The 17,763-nt window shown below is 35.2% G+C and carries 19 protein-coding genes; all 19 read right to left on the bottom strand.

The features are described from left to right. Entirely contained in the window at positions 1 to 492 is a 492-nt protein-coding gene (flgD, locus tag C794_RS08325; RefSeq protein WP_017796675.1) for a flagellar hook assembly protein FlgD, read from the bottom strand. A gap of 12 nt (positions 493 to 504) precedes the next feature. After that, positions 505 to 1,803, bottom strand: coding sequence for a flagellar hook-length control protein FliK (locus tag C794_RS08320; RefSeq protein ID WP_230199342.1), 1,299 nt, complete (start codon positions 1,801 to 1,803; stop codon positions 505 to 507). Between the two features lie 39 nt (positions 1,804 to 1,842). Next, complete coding sequence (locus C794_RS08315; RefSeq protein ID WP_017796673.1) at positions 1,843 to 2,439, bottom strand: MotE family protein; 597 nt, start codon at positions 2,437 to 2,439, stop codon at positions 1,843 to 1,845. Between the two features lie 5 nt (positions 2,440 to 2,444). Beyond that, positions 2,445 to 2,891 carry a flagellar export protein FliJ gene (gene fliJ, locus C794_RS08310; protein ID WP_017796672.1) on the bottom strand — a complete coding sequence of 149 codons (447 nt, stop codon included), beginning with the start codon at positions 2,889 to 2,891 and terminating at the stop codon, positions 2,445 to 2,447. After that, positions 2,891 to 4,210, bottom strand: a complete 1,320-nt coding sequence (fliI, locus tag C794_RS08305) for a flagellar protein export ATPase FliI (protein WP_017796671.1) — start codon at positions 4,208 to 4,210, stop codon at positions 2,891 to 2,893. Before fliI ends, fliJ begins: the two co-directional genes overlap by 1 nt. After that, positions 4,210 to 4,947: a flagellar assembly protein FliH gene (fliH, locus tag C794_RS08300; RefSeq protein ID WP_017796670.1), complete on the bottom strand. Its 738-nt coding sequence runs from the start codon at positions 4,945 to 4,947 to the stop codon at positions 4,210 to 4,212. Before fliH ends, fliI begins: the two co-directional genes overlap by 1 nt. After that, positions 4,940 to 5,953 (bottom strand): flagellar motor switch protein FliG, encoded by a 1,014-nt coding sequence (gene fliG / locus C794_RS08295; protein WP_017796669.1) that lies wholly within the window; start codon positions 5,951 to 5,953, stop codon positions 4,940 to 4,942. Before fliG ends, fliH begins: the two co-directional genes overlap by 8 nt. Before the next feature lie 11 nt (positions 5,954 to 5,964). After that, on the bottom strand, positions 5,965 to 7,554 hold the full coding sequence (gene fliF, locus C794_RS08290; protein ID WP_017796668.1) for a flagellar basal-body MS-ring/collar protein FliF: 1,590 nt from the start codon (positions 7,552 to 7,554) through the stop codon (positions 5,965 to 5,967). Between the two features lie 54 nt (positions 7,555 to 7,608). Next, entirely contained in the window at positions 7,609 to 7,917 is a 309-nt protein-coding gene (fliE, locus tag C794_RS08285) for a flagellar hook-basal body complex protein FliE (protein ID WP_017796667.1), read from the bottom strand. A gap of 16 nt (positions 7,918 to 7,933) precedes the next feature. Beyond that, on the bottom strand, positions 7,934 to 8,389 hold the full coding sequence (gene flgC, locus C794_RS08280; protein WP_017796666.1) for a flagellar basal body rod protein FlgC: 456 nt from the start codon (positions 8,387 to 8,389) through the stop codon (positions 7,934 to 7,936). A 1-nt stretch (position 8,390) separates the two neighbouring features. After that, positions 8,391 to 8,783 (bottom strand): flagellar basal body rod protein FlgB, encoded by a 393-nt coding sequence (gene flgB / locus C794_RS08275; RefSeq protein WP_017796665.1) that lies wholly within the window; start codon positions 8,781 to 8,783, stop codon positions 8,391 to 8,393. A 436-nt stretch (positions 8,784 to 9,219) separates the two neighbouring features. Then, on the bottom strand, positions 9,220 to 9,999 hold the full coding sequence (codY, locus tag C794_RS08270) for a GTP-sensing pleiotropic transcriptional regulator CodY (RefSeq protein ID WP_017796664.1): 780 nt from the start codon (positions 9,997 to 9,999) through the stop codon (positions 9,220 to 9,222). Positions 10,000 to 10,026: 27 nt separating this feature from the next. Next, the gene (hslU, locus tag C794_RS08265; protein WP_017796663.1) at positions 10,027 to 11,424 is read right to left on the bottom strand and encodes an ATP-dependent protease ATPase subunit HslU; all 1,398 of its coding nucleotides are present in this window, start codon (positions 11,422 to 11,424) and stop codon (positions 10,027 to 10,029) included. A gap of 17 nt (positions 11,425 to 11,441) precedes the next feature. Continuing rightward, complete coding sequence (gene hslV, locus C794_RS08260; protein ID WP_017796662.1) at positions 11,442 to 11,987, bottom strand: ATP-dependent protease subunit HslV; 546 nt, start codon at positions 11,985 to 11,987, stop codon at positions 11,442 to 11,444. Positions 11,988 to 11,997: 10 nt separating this feature from the next. After that, entirely contained in the window at positions 11,998 to 12,915 is a 918-nt protein-coding gene (gene xerC, locus C794_RS08255; protein ID WP_017796661.1) for a tyrosine recombinase XerC, read from the bottom strand. Positions 12,916 to 13,200: 285 nt separating this feature from the next. Further along, positions 13,201 to 13,521 carry a hypothetical protein gene (locus C794_RS08250; protein WP_017796660.1) on the bottom strand — a complete coding sequence of 107 codons (321 nt, stop codon included), beginning with the start codon at positions 13,519 to 13,521 and terminating at the stop codon, positions 13,201 to 13,203. A 113-nt stretch (positions 13,522 to 13,634) separates the two neighbouring features. Beyond that, positions 13,635 to 15,713, bottom strand: coding sequence for a type I DNA topoisomerase (topA, locus tag C794_RS08245; protein WP_017796659.1), 2,079 nt, complete (start codon positions 15,711 to 15,713; stop codon positions 13,635 to 13,637). 102 nt (positions 15,714 to 15,815) lie between these two features. Next, positions 15,816 to 16,700, bottom strand: a complete 885-nt coding sequence (dprA, locus tag C794_RS08240) for a DNA-processing protein DprA (protein WP_017796658.1) — start codon at positions 16,698 to 16,700, stop codon at positions 15,816 to 15,818. Positions 16,701 to 16,822: 122 nt separating this feature from the next. Beyond that, entirely contained in the window at positions 16,823 to 17,725 is a 903-nt protein-coding gene (sucD, locus tag C794_RS08235; RefSeq protein ID WP_017796657.1) for a succinate--CoA ligase subunit alpha, read from the bottom strand. Between the last annotated feature and the right edge of the window lie 38 nt (positions 17,726 to 17,763).

Here is a 17,763-nt window from a genome sequence, read left to right as displayed (position 1 = left end):
CTATTCACTTTCCTCTTCATTATCTGGATCCGCATCACCTTGTTCACCATCGTCAATGTTTGATTTCCCGACTTGTACCACAGCATCTGCATAAATACGTTCACCATTTTCTAATTCAAAAACTGCCCATCCTTGGTTTTGAGTCACTCCAACTACTTTACTAGTTTCCACGCCTGTTTCTTTCCCTGTTTCTTCATCAAATGTCATATAGGAGACTTCTTCTCCAATCATGTGACTGTATTGAAGAACAGGAGATACGAGTGAATTGTTTACTAACATTTCAATAGAATTGGACATATTCATCATTTGTTCTAAGGATGAAAAAGTCGCCATCTGTGACATAAATTGAGAATCGTCCATTGGGCTAGTTGGGTCTTGATTTTGCAACTGAACCATCAGTAATTTTAAAAATTCTTCTTTTCCTAATTCTTGACTTGGTGTGCGTACCTTCTGTTGATTATTTAAATATAAAGATGAATCAATTGATGTCATTTTTTCACCTACCTAAATTTGTTCATTGAGTAATTCTGCCATAAACTCTTCAAAATCATGTGTGCCAGTATCTTTTTCATCTTCATCAGTTTGTTGATTAGAACCATTCGTCTGTTCTTTAAGTTGCTCTTCGGTGCTATCTTTAGATTCTTGTAAGCTATTTGTACTCATTAATACATCCTGTTTTTCAATCATTACTTGATGCGGTGAGAAGATATTTCTCAATTGATGTAAATTCGAATCAAGCATTTCTTTTGCAGCCATAGAAGAGACCAATATTTTCACAGTCATTTCTCCATTGACTTGCGCCATTCTTATCGTCATATCACCCAGTTGTTGTGGACTTAACTTAATAGATAGTCCACCACTTCCATTCCAGAAGTTTTGCAATTTATTTGATTGTATAATTTGTTTGAATTTATCGATCAACTGGTGTTCTTGAGCCTGGTTTACAGAATTGGTACTTAAATGAATATAAAATTGCTCTAGTTTAGAAATCGGAACTGACTGATTCATTGATGTATAGGTAAGTGGTTTATCGAAATCAATTATCTTGTTTAACCACAAGCTGACATCCGTTGATGTTATTTTTGGTCCATTTCTTTGTTGAAGGTGTTGATCACTTACTTGCAAGAGCTTCGACCAAATTCCTTCTAATTCTAATTCATTAACAGTATTCACCTGATTAGATATAAAACTCTGTGTATGTTGTATTGCTGGTAATTTAATCTGTTGATTATTTAACTGCTGATTCCACTGCTCTAACAATAATGCTATCTTCGGGGCAACCGTATGAATATCCCCTTTATTCGAAATATTTTGTAGTAATTCTATTGCAGTCAGTTGTATCTGCTGCGGCGTCAAAGATTTCATATTTCCAGCTACTTCTACAATATCTTCCGTCCAACTAAGATTAATTGGTGAAACCAACTTATCCACATATGCATGAAAGTAATCATGATCAGCGATAATTTTATAAGCTAATTGTTCAATATTTAATGCAGCAACCGACTCTTGAATTTGTACTAAAGATTTATTTTCTTCTACACTTTCAGAGAGCATCAATTGAACTTGGTTCATTAAAGAATCAAATAAATCAGTCTCTTGAAGAAATTGTAATAATTCTTCAGGAACTTCTTCATTAACTAGTTTTTCAGTTAAAGTGAATCCATTTTCTTTGTCCATCGATAATCCATTGCTTTTTGTATCAGTATTCGCTAATAAATTGTGAAAGTTTTCTACTTTTTTATTTATTAAAGATGAATCAGACTTTGGCGTACTTGACATAGATTGCATTGCTTGCAACATCATGACATTCACTTTTTCACCTCCTTTCAATTGTGGATTTAATTATTCATTCTCCATTGTTGCCATGACGAGTTCAGTATATCTGGCTGCTTTTTCTTTAGTCATACGTTGTAATATTTCTCCACGATCTCCGGGTTCCATTCCTGTAAGTATACGAACAACTAATTGATCATCATCAATTGATTCAAGAATTTGAGCAGCTTGCTTTCCTTTCATCTCGGTAAATGATTGAATCATTTCATTCGCAACATCTTCTTCGGGATTTTGATTTTCTTCAGTGTTATTATTCGAATCATTCCTATGTTCAAGGCGAAGAATTTCATCTTCTAATTGCTTTATAGTAGATTCTAAATCTCCAATAGAATTTTCTAATTCCGTTATCTCATCTTGTCTTTCTTGCAATTTTGCTTGTGCAGCTTCTAATTTTTGTGTGGATTCCTCAGTAGGTTGATCTTCTTTAATCATCTCACCAACAATTGGTACATTACTTGTTTTTTCTTTTGCCCAATCAACCACTTCCACCCCAGCCATTTCTAGAACAAAAACAGCTAATATAGCAACAACGAATAGTGGAATGACACCAGCAAATAACACCAAGATAAAAGGATTCATTTTTTTCTTTTCTTCATTATTGTTCATAATATTCACCTAGACTTATGGCTTAAATATTGTTGCATGGACATTTCATCCATCCAATTTGCTTCTTTTCTTTTCGCTTCCTCTATTTCATTTTTTTGTTTAAATTCAATAATCTTGTCAAACTTCTTCACTTCAACATAAGCATTTGACAGTTTTTCTTGTTTTATTTCCATGTCATTTCTTGCTCGTTGTACGAGAAGTTGAACACTTTGAATACGCTGATTTAATTTTTCAATATAGGCAGCTTGTTCCTTTATTTTTTCAATTGAAGTTGTATTTTGAATATACGATTCAAATGAAGCTTCCGCACTCTCTTTTGTTCGTAACAAGTTATAAAGTTCCGTTGCTATTTTTTCGAATGTTTCCATTGACTGACTGTATGCCGATTGTGCAACCTTCTTCTCGTTTTCTCTAATTTCTCTTATTCTATTTAAACCAACTACTTCTACCATCAGGACACCCCTCCATGTAGTAGATTCTTCATCATTTGTATTGTTTCAACAAACGATCGTTTTTCGTGTATACCTTGTTTTAAAAATTCTTGAATATAAGGTTGAAAACTGATAGCTTTATCAATTTCATGATTGGTTCCTTTTTTATATGCACCAATCGTGATTAACTCTTGGTTCTCTTCATAGGTAGACAACAGCTTGCGTAATGTTTGGCTTAGGTCTTTATGTTCCTCATCTGCAATAACATTCATAACTCTACTAATTGATTTCAGTACATTTATTGCTGGAAACTGTCCACGCTCCGCCAACTTTCTATCAAGAATAAAATGCCCATCCAAAATTCCTCTAACCGCATCGGCAATCGGCTCATTCATATCATCCCCATCTACCAAAACAGTGTAAAAACCAGTGATTGTTCCATTAGCATTCGTTCCAGTACGCTCTAAAAGTTTAGGTAAAATGGAAAAAACAGACGGCGTATAACCTTTGGTTGTTGGTGGTTCACCAACAGCAAGTCCAATTTCACGTTGTGCCATTGCGACCCTAGTTACCGAATCCATCATTAGGTTAACTTTGTACCCTAAATCCCGGAAATATTCACTAATTGCAGTAGCTGTATAAGCTCCTTTTATTCTCATTAGTGCAGGCTGATCAGAAGTTGCGACAACAACAATTGATTTCTTTAGTCCTTCTGGACCGAGATCATTTTCAATAAATTCTCGAACCTCTCTTCCTCGTTCGCCTATTAACGCAATAACATTTATATCGGCACTACTATTTCTGGCAATCATTCCAAGAAGTGTACTTTTTCCTACTCCACTTCCCGCAAATAAGCCAACTCTTTGCCCTTCCCCCATGGTAAGTAAAGAATCAATTGCCTTTACTCCAACTTGTAACGGCGTTCGAATTGGCGGACGATCAAGTGGATTTGGAGGGGCTTGTTCAGTCATAAAATTAGCTAAACCTTTCGGTAATTCTTCTGACTCATTTAACGGTTTTCCTAGTGAATTTAGAACTTTTCCGATTAATCCTCTGCCAACCTTCACTGTTAAAGGTTTTCCTGTTGCTTCAACAAGGCAACCCGGACCAACTTCAGTAACCTCTGTATAAGGCATTAATACTATTTTTTCATTTCGAAATCCGACAACTTCTGCTAATAACGCATGATCCGTATTTGGAGAAGTTTTTATATAGCAAACCTCTCCAATATTAGCCGTCGGGCCTTCAGATTCAATCATTAATCCTACAACTCTGATTACTTTTCCATAACGTTTATACGTATCTACTTTAGCTATAACTTCTCTATATTGATCTATCATTATGCTTTCGTCTCCATCAAGAAATCCATTAATGCTTCACGAATCTTTGTCAGTTGACTATCTATATTAGCTTCAATTTGTCCAAAAGGATGTTCAATTAAGCAATCTGTTTCTTTCAAATCTTCATTTACATAAATAGCCAGTTTACTATCCTTACCAATTATGCGTTGTAATTCCGTTTTGTGAGTGGAAACTAGTTCATAATTTGTTGGATGTAAAATAATCGATACTTTTGGTTGACCCTTTATATCATGAACCGCCGCTTTTACAATATTTAAAAATTGACTCGGATGCTCAGTGAGTTGATTCTCTATAATGCGCTCTGCGACTAATACGGATAGTCCTAATATTGTTTCCGTACTTTTATCAAGTTCACTATGATAATCTTTTATTGTTGCGTCTACTATATTATTTACTTCGATTAATTTTTCTTTGTAAGAATCATAGCCTTCTTGTTTACCATGTTCGTAACCATCTCGATAACCGACTTGTTTTGTTTCTTTCATAAGTTTTTTCTTTTCTTCTTGCCACTGTGCTTGCGCTGTAGCAATTTTTTCTTTCGTTTCCTGAATTAACGAATTTTGTTTCTCTTGAAGTGATTGCAAATATTTTTTCTCTTCTTGTATCTTTTGTTGTAAGTTTTGGATAATTACTTCTTCCGTTTGTTCGGGTTCTAATCGCTTTGGAACAATGGATTCAATTGATCTGATTGAGATTTGTTTTGTTTGATCAGACAATGATATCGTCTCCTCCACCTCTTGCAATTACAATTTCACCTATATCTTCTAATCTACGAATCAACCCTACGATACGAGTTTGAGCTTCCTCGACATCTCGTAATCGAACTGGTCCCATGAATTCCATTTCTTCTTTAAAGGTTTGTACCATTCGTTCTGACATATTTTGAAATACAATATCTTTCACTTCTTCACTAGCTACTTTTAATGCTAAACGAAGATCTTCATTATCTACTTCACGCACAACACGTTGTATAGCACGATTATCAAGAATAACAATATCTTCAAAGACAAACATACGTTTTTTAATTTCTTCAGCTAAGTCAGGATCTTGAATTTCAAGTGCATCTAATATTGTACGTTCTGTACTTCTGTCTACACCGTTTAACACTTCTACAACTGCTTGAATTCCGCCTGTTTGAGTGTAATCTTCGGTTACAGACGAAGAGATATTTTTTTCCAGCACTTGTTCAATTTGATTGATTATTTCTGGTGATGTTGAGTCCATCGTCGCAATTCTTATAGCAACATCAGCTTGCAATTCTTGCGGTAGAGAGGAAAGAATTTGTCCACCCTGTTCAGGATCTAAATAAGATAATATAAGTGCAATCGTTTGCGGATGCTCTCCCTGTATAAAATTAAGTACTTGTTGAGGGTCTGCTTTCCTTGCAAAATCGAATGGTCTAACTTGCAATGATGATGTTAACCGATTAATGATATTAGATGCTTCCTGTTTTCCGAATGCTTTTTCTAATACCGTTTTGGCATAACCAATACCTCCAGAAGTTATATAATCTTGAGCTAAAGCAATTTGATGAAATTGTTCCAATACCTCTTCTTTTAAATTGGAGTCAACTTTTTTAACCGAAGAAATTTCAAGACTTAATTTTTCAATTTCTTCTTCTGATAGATATTTATATACTTGTGCTGAAACGTCTGGTCCTAGAGATATTAGAAGAATTGCTGCTTTTTGTTTTCCTGTTAACGCACCTTTTGTTCTAGCCACTTCACATCCTCCTAATCTTCACCAATCCAGCTACGCAATAGTTTTGCAAAATCCTCTGGTTTTTCTTTTGCTATTTTCTCTAATTGCTTTCTTCTGATGGTAGCATCTGATTCTTCTTTTTCTGGCAAGTCCGGTATCGGTGTTTGCTCATTTATTTCTTCATACTCATCGACTACTTCTTCGGATGTTTTTCGATTTCGTATTAAGAAGAACAATAATACAATAATAACGAGTAGTAAGATTCCTGCTACAACATACAACCAAGTTGGAATACCAGCTGTACCTTCTGAGCCTGGTGTAGTTGTTTCTGTAAATTCTTGAAATACGATTGAGGTTTTATCATCAGGTACTAAATCTTGGTTGTACTCACCATCGATAGATGAAGTAATAATCGAATTTAAAATGGAACTTATCCCTTCCTCTACAGAGGTCTGCTCTTGTTGTGAGAGGTACTCTACCTCATTATTTACATTTCTCGTATTGTTCACTGCCACTTGAATACCTAAATCTCGAACTTTATAAGGACTTTCTACAATATCACGACGAATTCGATTAAATTCATAATTAATCGTTTCTTTATCTAGTTCATACTCTCCGTCTCCATTATCACCAGCTGGATAGTTGGCTACGTCTTCCTCACCAGTACCTGCTGCTCCAGCCTCTGCTGCACCTTCACCAACGTAAGATTCTTGAATAGTTTCTAAACTAACTGGTAATCCTTCCATATTTTCTATGTCTACTGGTTCCACTAATTCTTCTGTTCGATTCTCTTGCGTAAAATCTATGTCTGCTGTAACGGAGACAACAATATTTTCATTACCTACCATCGTTCCTAGCATTTGTTGCAATCTTCGTTGTATATCTCTTTCCACTTCTTTTTTCACAGTTTGTTGATGTGTATATGTATCTTGATTCGCCGCTTGTTGAGTATTTTGATCAAAATACTCAAAATATTGATTCATAATAACAATATTTTCTGCCGGTAAATTTGGAACTGCTTTAGAAACTAAATGATATAGTCCTTCTACTTGATTCCCTTCAAACTGATATCCCGGTTGTGTATTTAAGACGATCGAAGCACTTGCTTCACCCGTTACCTCCGTAGCAAACACTGGTTCTTCTGGAACATTTATCATTACTTGTGCATCTTGAATTCCTTCAACACTTTTGATTAAATTCGCAAGTTCTGTTTGCATGGCATCTAACTTCATTACGTTAAACTCATTATCTGTAATGCCCCAAGAAGTGTTTTCACTAAAAAATGAATAATCAATACTACCACTATTTGGAAGTCCCATGGCTGCCAAATCTAACAATAATGTATCAACCTGCTCTTCCGGAACTGTAATGGTTGATCTTCCATTCTCTAACTCAAAAGGAACGCCTCGAGACTCTAACTCGGTAGTAATTTGACCAGCTTCTTGCGTTGATAAGTTGTTATAGAGTGGTACATAGTTTGTGTTTGTCGATGCAAAAGTAATTACACCTATTAGTAAAATGATTAGAAGAAATCCCCCTATGAAACTTCCCTTTTGAACTTTGGAACGGGAAGCCCAAAATGTCGTTAAGGAATCCTTCCCTTTTAAAAATTTTTCCTTCATATACTTCCCCCACTAAACACATATAAATTAAAAGAATTAATGATATCCACTAAGTTATACTTGCATTCTCATTACTTCGTTATATGCGTCAATCACTTTCTTTTGCATCTGAACAGTAGTTTCAAGTGTTACACTCGATTTTTGTGCAGTAATCATAACATCATGCAAATCGTCAATCTTCCCACTTGCAAATGCTTCTGTCTTTTTATCCGATTCTAATTGAATATGGTTTAGGTCTTCAATCGCATTTTTTAATGTAGAAGCAAAATTCGCTTGCACTTCACTAGGTGATTGTTTAACTTGATTAACCAATTCTTTTGATTGAATCGGAGTGACATTATTGCTCATAATTGAAATAGTCATATCGATCACTCCTTATCTATTTACCAATTTCTAATGCTTTCATTAACATGCCTTTACTAGCATTCAAAGCTGTAATGTTCGCCTCATAGGACCTAGTCGCACTCATTAAGTCAACCATTTCTTTTAAAGGGTCCACATTAGGCATTTCGACATACCCTTGTTCATTTGCATCCGGATGCTGAGGATTAAACACTAATTTAAAAGGTTCATCATCCTCGGTAATGGATGTTGCTTTTACACCAGACGCAGATGTAGACGCAGAAGATGTTGCATGTTTTAAAACATTTTTAAACTGAGTTTGATCTGATTGTAAAGTAACCATTTTTCTACGATATGGCTCAAATTCCCCATCTTCATTTATCGTTGCTCTAGTAGATTGAGCATTAGCAACGTTTGAAGAAACGATATCCATCCTTAATCGCTGCGCTGTTAATCCACTAGCACTCGTATTCATAGAATTAAATATGGACATTCTAGTTACCTCCTCTAATCACGGTTTGCAGACTTCCAAATTTACCATTTATTCGATCAATCAAACCGTTATAATAGATTTGATTTTTTGCCAACTCGGCCATTTCTTTATCAACATCAACATTATTCCCATTGTGGTTATAAGCCGTAGAGTGATTAGTTACATATCGATAAGGAGATGAGAATGACTGATTAAACCACAAATGACGATCGTTCGTTCTTTTTGCATCTATCGTAGCCATTGTATTTTCTAATGTATCTTTAAAAACAACATTTTGCGATTTGTACCCGGGCGTATCTACATTTGAAATATTATTAGAAATTGCATTATTCTTCGCTGTTGAATAATCTAGTGAGTGTTGTAACTTAGATATAGTACCTGAAAATAAATCCACCTCTTAATCAACCCCTTCATTATTTTTAACACCCAAAAATTCCTATGCTGATACGAACATTTTAAGTTAAATGTTTTACAAAGTCTATGTATTTTCGACATTTTCCTTCATTTGAAACAAAAATGACCATAATTAACTAGGTCTTTTATCCCTAATTATTTCCTTTTTTTGTAATTAGATACACTAGACGACAATTTCCGCTATTTAATTTTGGTAATATATGGAATAATATCATAGTTTTAAAGGTAAATTGGAAAATTTATGTATATAGTTAGTCTAATATACTGGGTTTTATTACCCACATAATGTATCTTTAGTATAACAAAAAAAAGAGTCGATTTTCATCGACTCCTTTACATATTTGTGAAAACTTTACATTATATTCAAATTTCCAACATAAATCTTCATCTGTAACTTCTCCTACTAGAAACTCGCTTTATCTTGTACGTAACTTTTCTAGCTCTACTAAGAATTTATCGTTCAGTACTTTAATATACGTACCTTTCATACCTAGTGAACGAGACTCAATTACTCCGGCACTCTCTAATTTACGTAGTGCATTTACAATTACGGAACGAGTAATTCCTACTCGATCTGCGATTTTACTTGCAACCAGTAATCCTTCTTTACCATTAAGTTCTTCGAAGATATGATCAATAGCTTCTAATTCGCTGTAAGAAAGTGAGCTGATCGCCATTTGTACTACAGCTTTACTACGTGCTTCCATTTCTATTTCTTCTGTTTTTTCATGCAGAATTTCCATTCCTACTACTGTTGCACCATATTCTCCTAATAGTAAATCATCATCACTAAAGCTTTCGTTAACTCTACCTAAAATTAACGTACCTAAACGTTCTCCACCACCGATAATCGGAACAATTGTTGTAAGTCCATCTTTAAATAATTCCTTGTTTTCTACCGGAAACACTGTGTGAGTACTTTCGATATCCAAGTTAGCCGTAGTCTCACGAATATCGTGCAATCCTCTTGTATATTCTTCTGGGAATTGACGCTCTTCTAACATAGATTTCATACGCTCGTTCTCAATCTCTTGATTTACAGCAAACCCTAATAGCTTTCCGCGTCTACTTACAATATAAACATTCCCACGAATAACGTCGCGTAATGATGCAGACATTTCGTTAAAATTCACTGACTTCCCTGTTGCTGTTTGTAACATTGCATTGATTTTTCTTGCTCTACTTAATAAATCCATGATATTTCCTCCATTCAATATTTTAAATTATAGTATGAATTGGCTTAAATCTTTATCTTGAACAATAGATGATAGTTTATCATCGACATAACCAACCGTAATTTCAATTTTTTCCATTGTTACTTCTGGCGCCTCATACGATAAATCTTCTAAAAGTTTTTCTAATATCGTATGTAATCGTCGAGCACCAATATTATCTGTGTTTTGATTTACTTGATAAGCAATTTCTGCTAGTCTTTCTATAGCCTCGTCAGTAAATTCAACATTTATACCTTCTGTTTGCAGCATAAGCTGATATTGCTTAATTAAAGCATTGGAAGGTTCCGTTAAAATACGTTTGAAATCTTCCACTGTTAATTTTTCAAGTTCTACCCGAATTGGAAATCTCCCTTGTAATTCCGGTATCAAATCAGAAGGTTTTGACATATGAAAAGCTCCAGCAGCAACAAATAACATATGATCCGTTTTTACAGTTCCATGTTTTGTTACAACAGTAGAACCTTCAACAATTGGTAAAATGTCTCGTTGAACACCTTCTCTGGATACATTTGCTGCATTCTCTTGTTTACCAGCTACTTTATCAATTTCATCAATAAAGATAATACCAGATCCTTCTGCACGAGCAGTAGCTTCTTGAGCTACTTCATCCATATCTACAAGCTTTTGAGCTTCTTGTTGTGTGAGTACTTTACGAGCCTCTGATACTGGTAATTTTCTTTTTTTCTTTTTCTTTGGCATAAACTGACCAAAAGCATCTTGCATATTCATTCCCATTTGCTCCATACCCGATCCTTGTAACATATCAAACATGGATGGAGGAACTTCATCAATCTCTACAGAAACAAGATGATCCTCGAGTTCTCCAAGAGATAATTGATGAGTGATTCTTTTTCGTTTTGAACGAATTTCATCATGTGAATCTTGTTCCGTCGCTTCATCTTCTCCATCAGATCCATCTGATTGGAATAACATTTCGAATGGATTTTTCATAGCTGATTTCTTTTTAGAGTCAGGAACTAATAGTTTTACTAACTTTTTATTAGCTTCTTCCTCCGCTTCACTCATTACTCCAGCCATTTTTTCTTCTTTTACCATACGCACTGCCATTTCAACCAAGTCTCTTACCATGGATTCTACATCTCTACCAACATACCCAACCTCAGTAAATTTTGTTGCCTCAACTTTTATAAAAGGTGCTCCCACCAATTTCGCAAGTCTTCTAGCAATTTCTGTTTTTCCTACACCGGTTGGACCAATCATGAGAATGTTTTTAGGGACAATTTCATCCCGGAACCCTTCATCTAATTTCATTCTCCGATAACGATTACGAAGTGCAACCGCTACTGATTTTTTTGCTTGCCTTTGACCAACAATAAACTGGTCTAACTGCTCAACAATTTGCCTTGGGGTATAATCCATTCCCATTAATGGATAGCCTCCTTTTATTCAAGTACTTCTAATGTAATTTGATCATTAGTGAACACACATATTTCTCCTGCAACTTCTAATGCAGAACGAGCTATATCAGCAGCAGACATATTATCAGCATGTCTGACAAGCGCTCTTCCAGCACTTAAAGCATAATTCCCACCTGATCCTATAGCTAATATGCCGTCGTCAGGTTCTATCACTTCACCAGTTCCAGATACCAAATACATATGTTCTTTATTCATCACAATTAACATTGCTTCTAATTTACGAAGTACTTTATCTGTACGCCATTCTTGAGCTAGTTCTACCGAAGCTCTTGTTAAATTACCATTAAATGATTGTAGCTTGGTCTCAAACTTTTCAAACAAGGTAAACGCATCCGCTACCGAACCAGCAAACCCTGCAAGAACTTTTCCATTATAGAGAGTTCGAACTTTTTTCGCCTTGTGCTTCATTACAACGGAGTTACCTAATGTTACTTGACCATCTCCACACATGGCGCTTTGACCCAGGTGTTGCACAGCAAAAATAGTTGTTGCATGCATTTCCATTGTCATTACCCTCACCTCATCTTTTGTTCCCATTTGCTCTAGGGTGACTTTTCATATAAGCTTCCCGCAAATGATCTTTTGTCACATGTGTATATATTTGTGTCGAGGATAGGCTTTCATGGCCGAGCAACTCCTGTACGGATCTTAAATCAGCACCCTCATTTAATAGATGCGTTGCAAATGTATGTCTCAACTTATGAGGATGTACATGTACAGTCAAAGAGGCTCTTTCGACGATTTTATTTAAAATGGTACGAATTCCTCGAGTGGTTAGATGACGTCCACGGGAATTTAAAAAAATAAATTCCGTGTCTGAATTACTTTTTTGTAATAACTTGTTTCTTCCTTCTTGAAGATAAGTCTCTAACGCTATTTCAGCGAAACTTCCAAATGGTACGTAACGTTCTTTACGTCCTTTCCCTCGAACAAAAATAGTACCGATTGAAAAGTCGATATCTTGTAAACGTAGGTTTTGACATTCACTCACACGAATTCCAGTTCCATATAACATCTCTAATAAAGCTTGATCTCTTTGCCCCAATGGAATTGTTATATCGTTAACCTCAAACAATTTATCCAATTCCTCTTGATACAAAAAACCAGGAACCGGTTTACTTGTTTTCGGTAGATGTAACTGTACAAAAGGGTTTCCTTCCACATATCGTTCTCTTTCTAGAAATCTGTAAAAACTTCTTAATGTAGATATTTTTCTTGAAACGGATCTACGGCTAAGTTCTTGCTTATATAAAGAAGTTAGAAAAATGCGTACATCTTTATATGTTACATTTGCAATATGAGATATCCCCTCTGAGTGAAGGAAATCCGCGAAAATTTCCAGATCATTCCGATAATATTTCACGGTGTAAGGTGAAGCGTTTTTTTCTATTTGTAGAAATTCTACAAATGTGTCTATATATATTTCTAATGGGTTCATACCTACGTCCACCTCATTGCACAGCGAATAAATAATAACACACTCTAACCGATAAAGCAATGAACTTAACTAAATTGTAACAAAATTCAGAATGATATACAATCTTAATGACTTTGCAATGATATTATTGCAAAATAGCCGATTGTCGTGTGTAAAGTATTTTACCTTACCAAAGAGTGATTATAATAAGAAAATGGCTCCTAGTCAAATATCAAATCTTATAAACATAAAAAAAGTCGATATCGTTGAATATTCTGTGAACTACATAGTCTCTATATTTCCAATTTAAGAATTATTTATACCCATTTCAGATAATTTTCTTTGTGTGTCTTTGGTTCCCAGTTTTTTTATTATCGAGAATAAGTTATTTATATCTTCCTTATAACTATCTCGCTCATCATCAGCACCCCATTCATCGAAGGGTTTAAAACCAATATACTTCATTGCATTTTTGGATTCTTTATCAAGACGAGAGAATATTTCCTTTATTTCCAGTACTTGTTCATCCGTCGCTTTAATTTCAAATTCAATTTCATTGTCTGGAACAGAGAAGGTTCTAATTTCCTTGGTATCAATGGTTACATAATATATATTGTGAGTATCCACTGTAATCCACTCCTTATATACGTAAGTATTCCCATTGCATATTTAAGTAAAACGTATTAAAACAAAAAAAGACTTATAGAGGGGAGCTAATCCAACTCTACAAGTCATACAATTTAAGTCTGAGCTACTTCTTTATATTCACAATTTGTACACTGGACCTGTGTATCTTTCTTATTCTTTTTCTCTACTAGCATAGACTCACATTTTGGACATTTTCTAGCAATTGGTTTGTCCCATGAAACAAAGTCGCATTCAGGGAAGCGGTCACATCCATAGAATGTTCGCTTTTTCTTTGATTTTCGTTCAACCACATTGCCTTCTTTACATTTTGGACAATCCACACCAATTTCTTTTAAGATTGGTTTTGTATTACGACACTCTGGAAAGTTTGAACAAGCGAGGAATTTTCCATATCTCCCCATTTTATAAACCATTTCATGACCACAATTCTCACAATCGATTCCTGCTGGTTCATCTCTTATTTCAACTTTTTCCATCTCGTCTTCTGCCTTATCAAGCCTTACTTTAAAGTCTTTGTAAAAACTATCAATAATTTGTTTCCACTCTATCTTTCCTTCTTCAATAGAGTCTAAATCATCTTCCATTTTTGCAGTAAAAGCTGCATCGACTACTTCAGGGAAAAATTCAATCATTAGATCACATTTAATTTCTCCAAGCTCAGTCGGAATAAAGCGTTTATTATCCATCGATACATAACCCCTACGTTGAATAGTGTCTAGTGTAGGAGCATAGGTAGATGGTCTTCCTATGCCTATCTCTTCCATTGTACGTACGAGACGTGCATCTGTGTATCGAGGAGGCGGCTGTGTAAAGTGCTGATTCGGTTTAATTTCTTTTGAATCAACCTGCATACCTTCTTCTAAATCAGGTAATAATTTATCTTCTGTTTTCTTGTTATCATCGTTACCTTCTACGTAAACTTTCATGAAACCCTTAAACTTAATTTTTGATCCAGTTGCTCGGAATTCAATGTTATTGTTTAGTAAATGGACGGTCATTGTATCCATCACTGCTGGAGCCATTTGACTAGCTACAAACCGTTCCCAAATCAGTTTATATAAACGCAGTTGGTCTCTAGATAAAGTATTCTTTAAAGTTTTCGGATCTCTTACAGCAGAAGTTGGTCGAATCGCTTCGTGCGCATCTTGCGCTCCTTCTTTATTCTTCGTTGATCCTTGTTTACCTAAATACTTCTCTCCATAATTATCTTTAATATAGTTCTTTGCTTCTTCTTTTGCGGTATTGGATATTCTAGTAGAGTCAGTACGCATATATGTGATTAAACCAGTAATCCCTCCGGATTTTTTACCTAGGTCAATACCTTCATATAATTGTTGCGCAATCATCATCGTTTTCTTTGCACGGAAGTTTAGCTTTCTTGCAGCCTCTTGTTGTAGAGATGAGGTAGTGAAAGGTAGAGCAGGATTTTTCTTTCTTTCCCTTTTCTTCACTTTATCTACTGCAAATGTTTTCCCATTTAATTGTTGTTTAATATCTTTTACATCTTGTTCGTTTTTTAGTGCTACTTTTTTTCCATTTATTCCATAGAAGGATCCTTCAAATGTTTCCTTATCCTTTTGGAATTTTGCATCTATAGACCAATACTCTTCTGGCTTAAAATTTTGTATTTCTTTTTCACGGTCTATAATCATTTTCAAAGCAACTGATTGCACTCTTCCTGCACTTAGTCCTTTTTTTACTTTCTTCCATAGTAATGGACTAATATTATAACCAACCAATCGATCCAACACTCTTCTAGCTTGTTGGGCATCAACTAGATCTAAGTCAATTGCTCGTGGATTTTTGAATGACTCTTTAATTGCCTCTTTTGTAATTTCATTAAAGACAACTCGACAATTAGAGGAGGGATCGACACCTAAAATATATGCAAGATGCCATGCAATCGCTTCTCCTTCTCTATCGGGGTCGGCAGCAAGATAGATTTTTTTTGCTTTTTTTGCTGCTTTACGTAATTCTTTAAGAATATCACCTTTACCACGAATGGTTATATACTTCGGTGTAAAATTATTTTCAACATCTACACCTGTTTGACTTTTAGGTAAATCACGGATGTGACCCATGGAAGCCTTTACTGTATATTTTTTTCCTAAATATCGCTCAATCGTTTTTGCTTTTGCTGGAGATTCAACGATAACTAAATAATCTGACATGTACCTTCCTCCCAAAATGAGGTTGACAATTTTACGAAATGAAATCTTTTCTAATACTAAATATAGATCTCTGTTTTGTCAAACACTTCAGTTAAAACATTTTTAATTTTCAAGTAAAATTCCTTCATATTCTATAGTAATATCTTTTGTTTCTTGGACTAATTTTGCACCATCTTGAATCATTTGGTGACAGCCCTTTGTTTGTTGCACCCATGGATTTCCTGGTATCGCAAATACTTCTCTTCCTTGATCAAGGGCTTGATCTACAGTAATAAGTGTACCACTTCGTTCCATCGCTTCAATAACAAGTGTTCCCATCGTCAAGCCACTGATGATACGATTTCTTTCTGGGAATTGGTGACGTTTTGGTGGTTGGTCAGGGGGATATTCTGTAATCACTAATCCCTTTTGTGTTATTTCATGAAACAATGGTAAGTGCTCGCTTGGATATATATGATGAAATCCTCCCCCTAAGACAGCGATTGTTTTTCCATTGTGATATAAAGCCATTTGATGAGCAAAACTATCAATACCTCTAGCCATACCACTTACAATTACCCAGCCTTGTTGAATTAATGGTAAAATAACAGCCATTTTCCTTTGAGCTTGTGATGTAGGATTCCTTGTTCCGATCACACTTAAACTAGGTAATTTCTTTAAAATATCTACATCACCTAACGTGTATAAAACGATAGGAGCGTCCTTAATAGTATTTAACATAGGTGGATAATATTCGTCAACTATGGTTACAGTTTGATAAAGTTGCATATCTTTAATTACTTGTTTTTGTAAACCTACATTATGAAGATCAGAATAAATATATTCCGCTTTTTTCAAGGAAATATGTAACCAACCGGAAAGTTGACTTGCAGAGGATTGATAAGTTTTATTTAATGAAGGATCAAGTTGAAGAATGTTACGTAGTAATGAGCGAGTAATAGAACGGCATCTAGAAAGATGGACAATTTTCGCTTTCAATAATTCCAAGCTACCACTTCCTTTAATTAGATATATTGGAAATAGAGATTGAAATAAAAGAAACCAAACGAATTGACTTATTGAAATCGCTCGTTTTCTTAGTATAGAATATCCCAATCTCTATTTTTTATTTAATGTGTTTTACACTTTTCATCTAAGCCTGTTTCTTTTAGTACTTCAATCATCGTTTCTCCCATCACAGCAGGAGTATCAGCTACTTTGATGCCAGCAGCTTCCATCGTACGTATTTTTTCATCAGCCGTACCTTTTCCACCAGAAATGATTGCACCAGCATGTCCCATACGTTTTCCTGGAGGTGCAGTTGCTCCTCCAATGAAGCCAACAACTGGTTTATTCATATTAGCTTTCACCCATTCAGCAGCTTCTTCTTCTGCAGTACCGCCAATTTCACCAATCATGATTACTGCTTCTGTTTCTGGATCTTGGTTGAATGCATCCAACACATCGATAAAGTTCGTACCATTTACAGGATCTCCACCGATACCGACTGCTGTAGTTTGACCATAACCGGCTTCTGATAATTGATGTACAGCTTCATACGTTAATGTACCAGAACGAGAAACAACACCAATATGACCTTTTTTATGAATGTAGCCAGGCATAATACCAATTTTTGTTTCATCTGCAGTAATCACACCAGGACAATTTGGTCCAACTAAGCGTGTCTTCTTACCTTCCATATAACGTTTTACTTTGACCATATCTAATACTGGAATATGTTCCGTAATACAAATGACAAGATCTAATTCTGCATCTGTTGCTTCCATAATTGCATCTGCTGCAAAAGGTGCTGGAACATAAATAACGGAAGCAGTCGCACCAGTAGCAACGACAGCATCTTTTACCGTATTATATACAGGTACTCCTTCAACTTCTGTACCTGCTTTTTTAGGCGTTACACCTGCAACGATTTTAGTGCCATAATCTAGCATTTGTTTTGTATGAAAACGTGCAGTTCCGCCAGTAATTCCTTGGACAATCACTTTTGTATCTTTATTAATATAAACACTCATTTTCGTCCGTCCTTTCCTTATCGTAAAGTTCTCGGTTT

Source organism: Oceanobacillus kimchii X50 (assembly GCF_000340475.1).
Classification (GTDB): domain Bacteria; phylum Bacillota; class Bacilli; order Bacillales; family Amphibacillaceae; genus Oceanobacillus; species Oceanobacillus kimchii.
Note: the sequence above shows the minus strand (reverse complement) of the source record. Positions and strands in the feature narration are given on the sequence as shown.

Bases quoted from the DNA above. Each gene is read 5' to 3' on its own strand.
- C794_RS08320 (WP_230199342.1), bottom strand. From the start codon at position 1,803: ATGATGTTGCAAGCAATGCAATCTATGTCAAGTACGCCAAAGTCTGAT.
- xerC (WP_017796661.1), bottom strand. From the start codon at position 12,915: ATGAACCCATTAGAAATATATATAGACACATTTGTAGAATTTCTACAA.
- sucD (WP_017796657.1), bottom strand. From the start codon at position 17,725: ATGAGTGTTTATATTAATAAAGATACAAAAGTGATTGTCCAAGGAATT.
- hslU (WP_017796663.1), bottom strand. From the start codon at position 11,424: ATGGGAATGGATTATACCCCAAGGCAAATTGTTGAGCAGTTAGACCAG.
- hslV (WP_017796662.1), bottom strand. From the start codon at position 11,987: ATGACAATGGAAATGCATGCAACAACTATTTTTGCTGTGCAACACCTG.
- C794_RS08315 (WP_017796673.1), bottom strand. From the start codon at position 2,439: ATGAACAATAATGAAGAAAAGAAAAAAATGAATCCTTTTATCTTGGTG.
- fliI (WP_017796671.1), bottom strand. From the start codon at position 4,210: ATGATAGATCAATATAGAGAAGTTATAGCTAAAGTAGATACGTATAAA.
- fliE (WP_017796667.1), bottom strand. From the start codon at position 7,917: ATGACTATTTCAATTATGAGCAATAATGTCACTCCGATTCAATCAAAA.
- fliF (WP_017796668.1), bottom strand. From the start codon at position 7,554: ATGAAGGAAAAATTTTTAAAAGGGAAGGATTCCTTAACGACATTTTGG.
- fliJ (WP_017796672.1), bottom strand. From the start codon at position 2,891: ATGGTAGAAGTAGTTGGTTTAAATAGAATAAGAGAAATTAGAGAAAAC.
- topA (WP_017796659.1), bottom strand. From the start codon at position 15,713: ATGTCAGATTATTTAGTTATCGTTGAATCTCCAGCAAAAGCAAAAACG.
- codY (WP_017796664.1), bottom strand. From the start codon at position 9,999: ATGGATTTATTAAGTAGAGCAAGAAAAATCAATGCAATGTTACAAACA.
- flgD (WP_017796675.1), bottom strand. From the start codon at position 492: ATGACATCAATTGATTCATCTTTATATTTAAATAATCAACAGAAGGTA.
- flgC (WP_017796666.1), bottom strand. From the start codon at position 8,389: ATGTCCATATTTAATTCTATGAATACGAGTGCTAGTGGATTAACAGCG.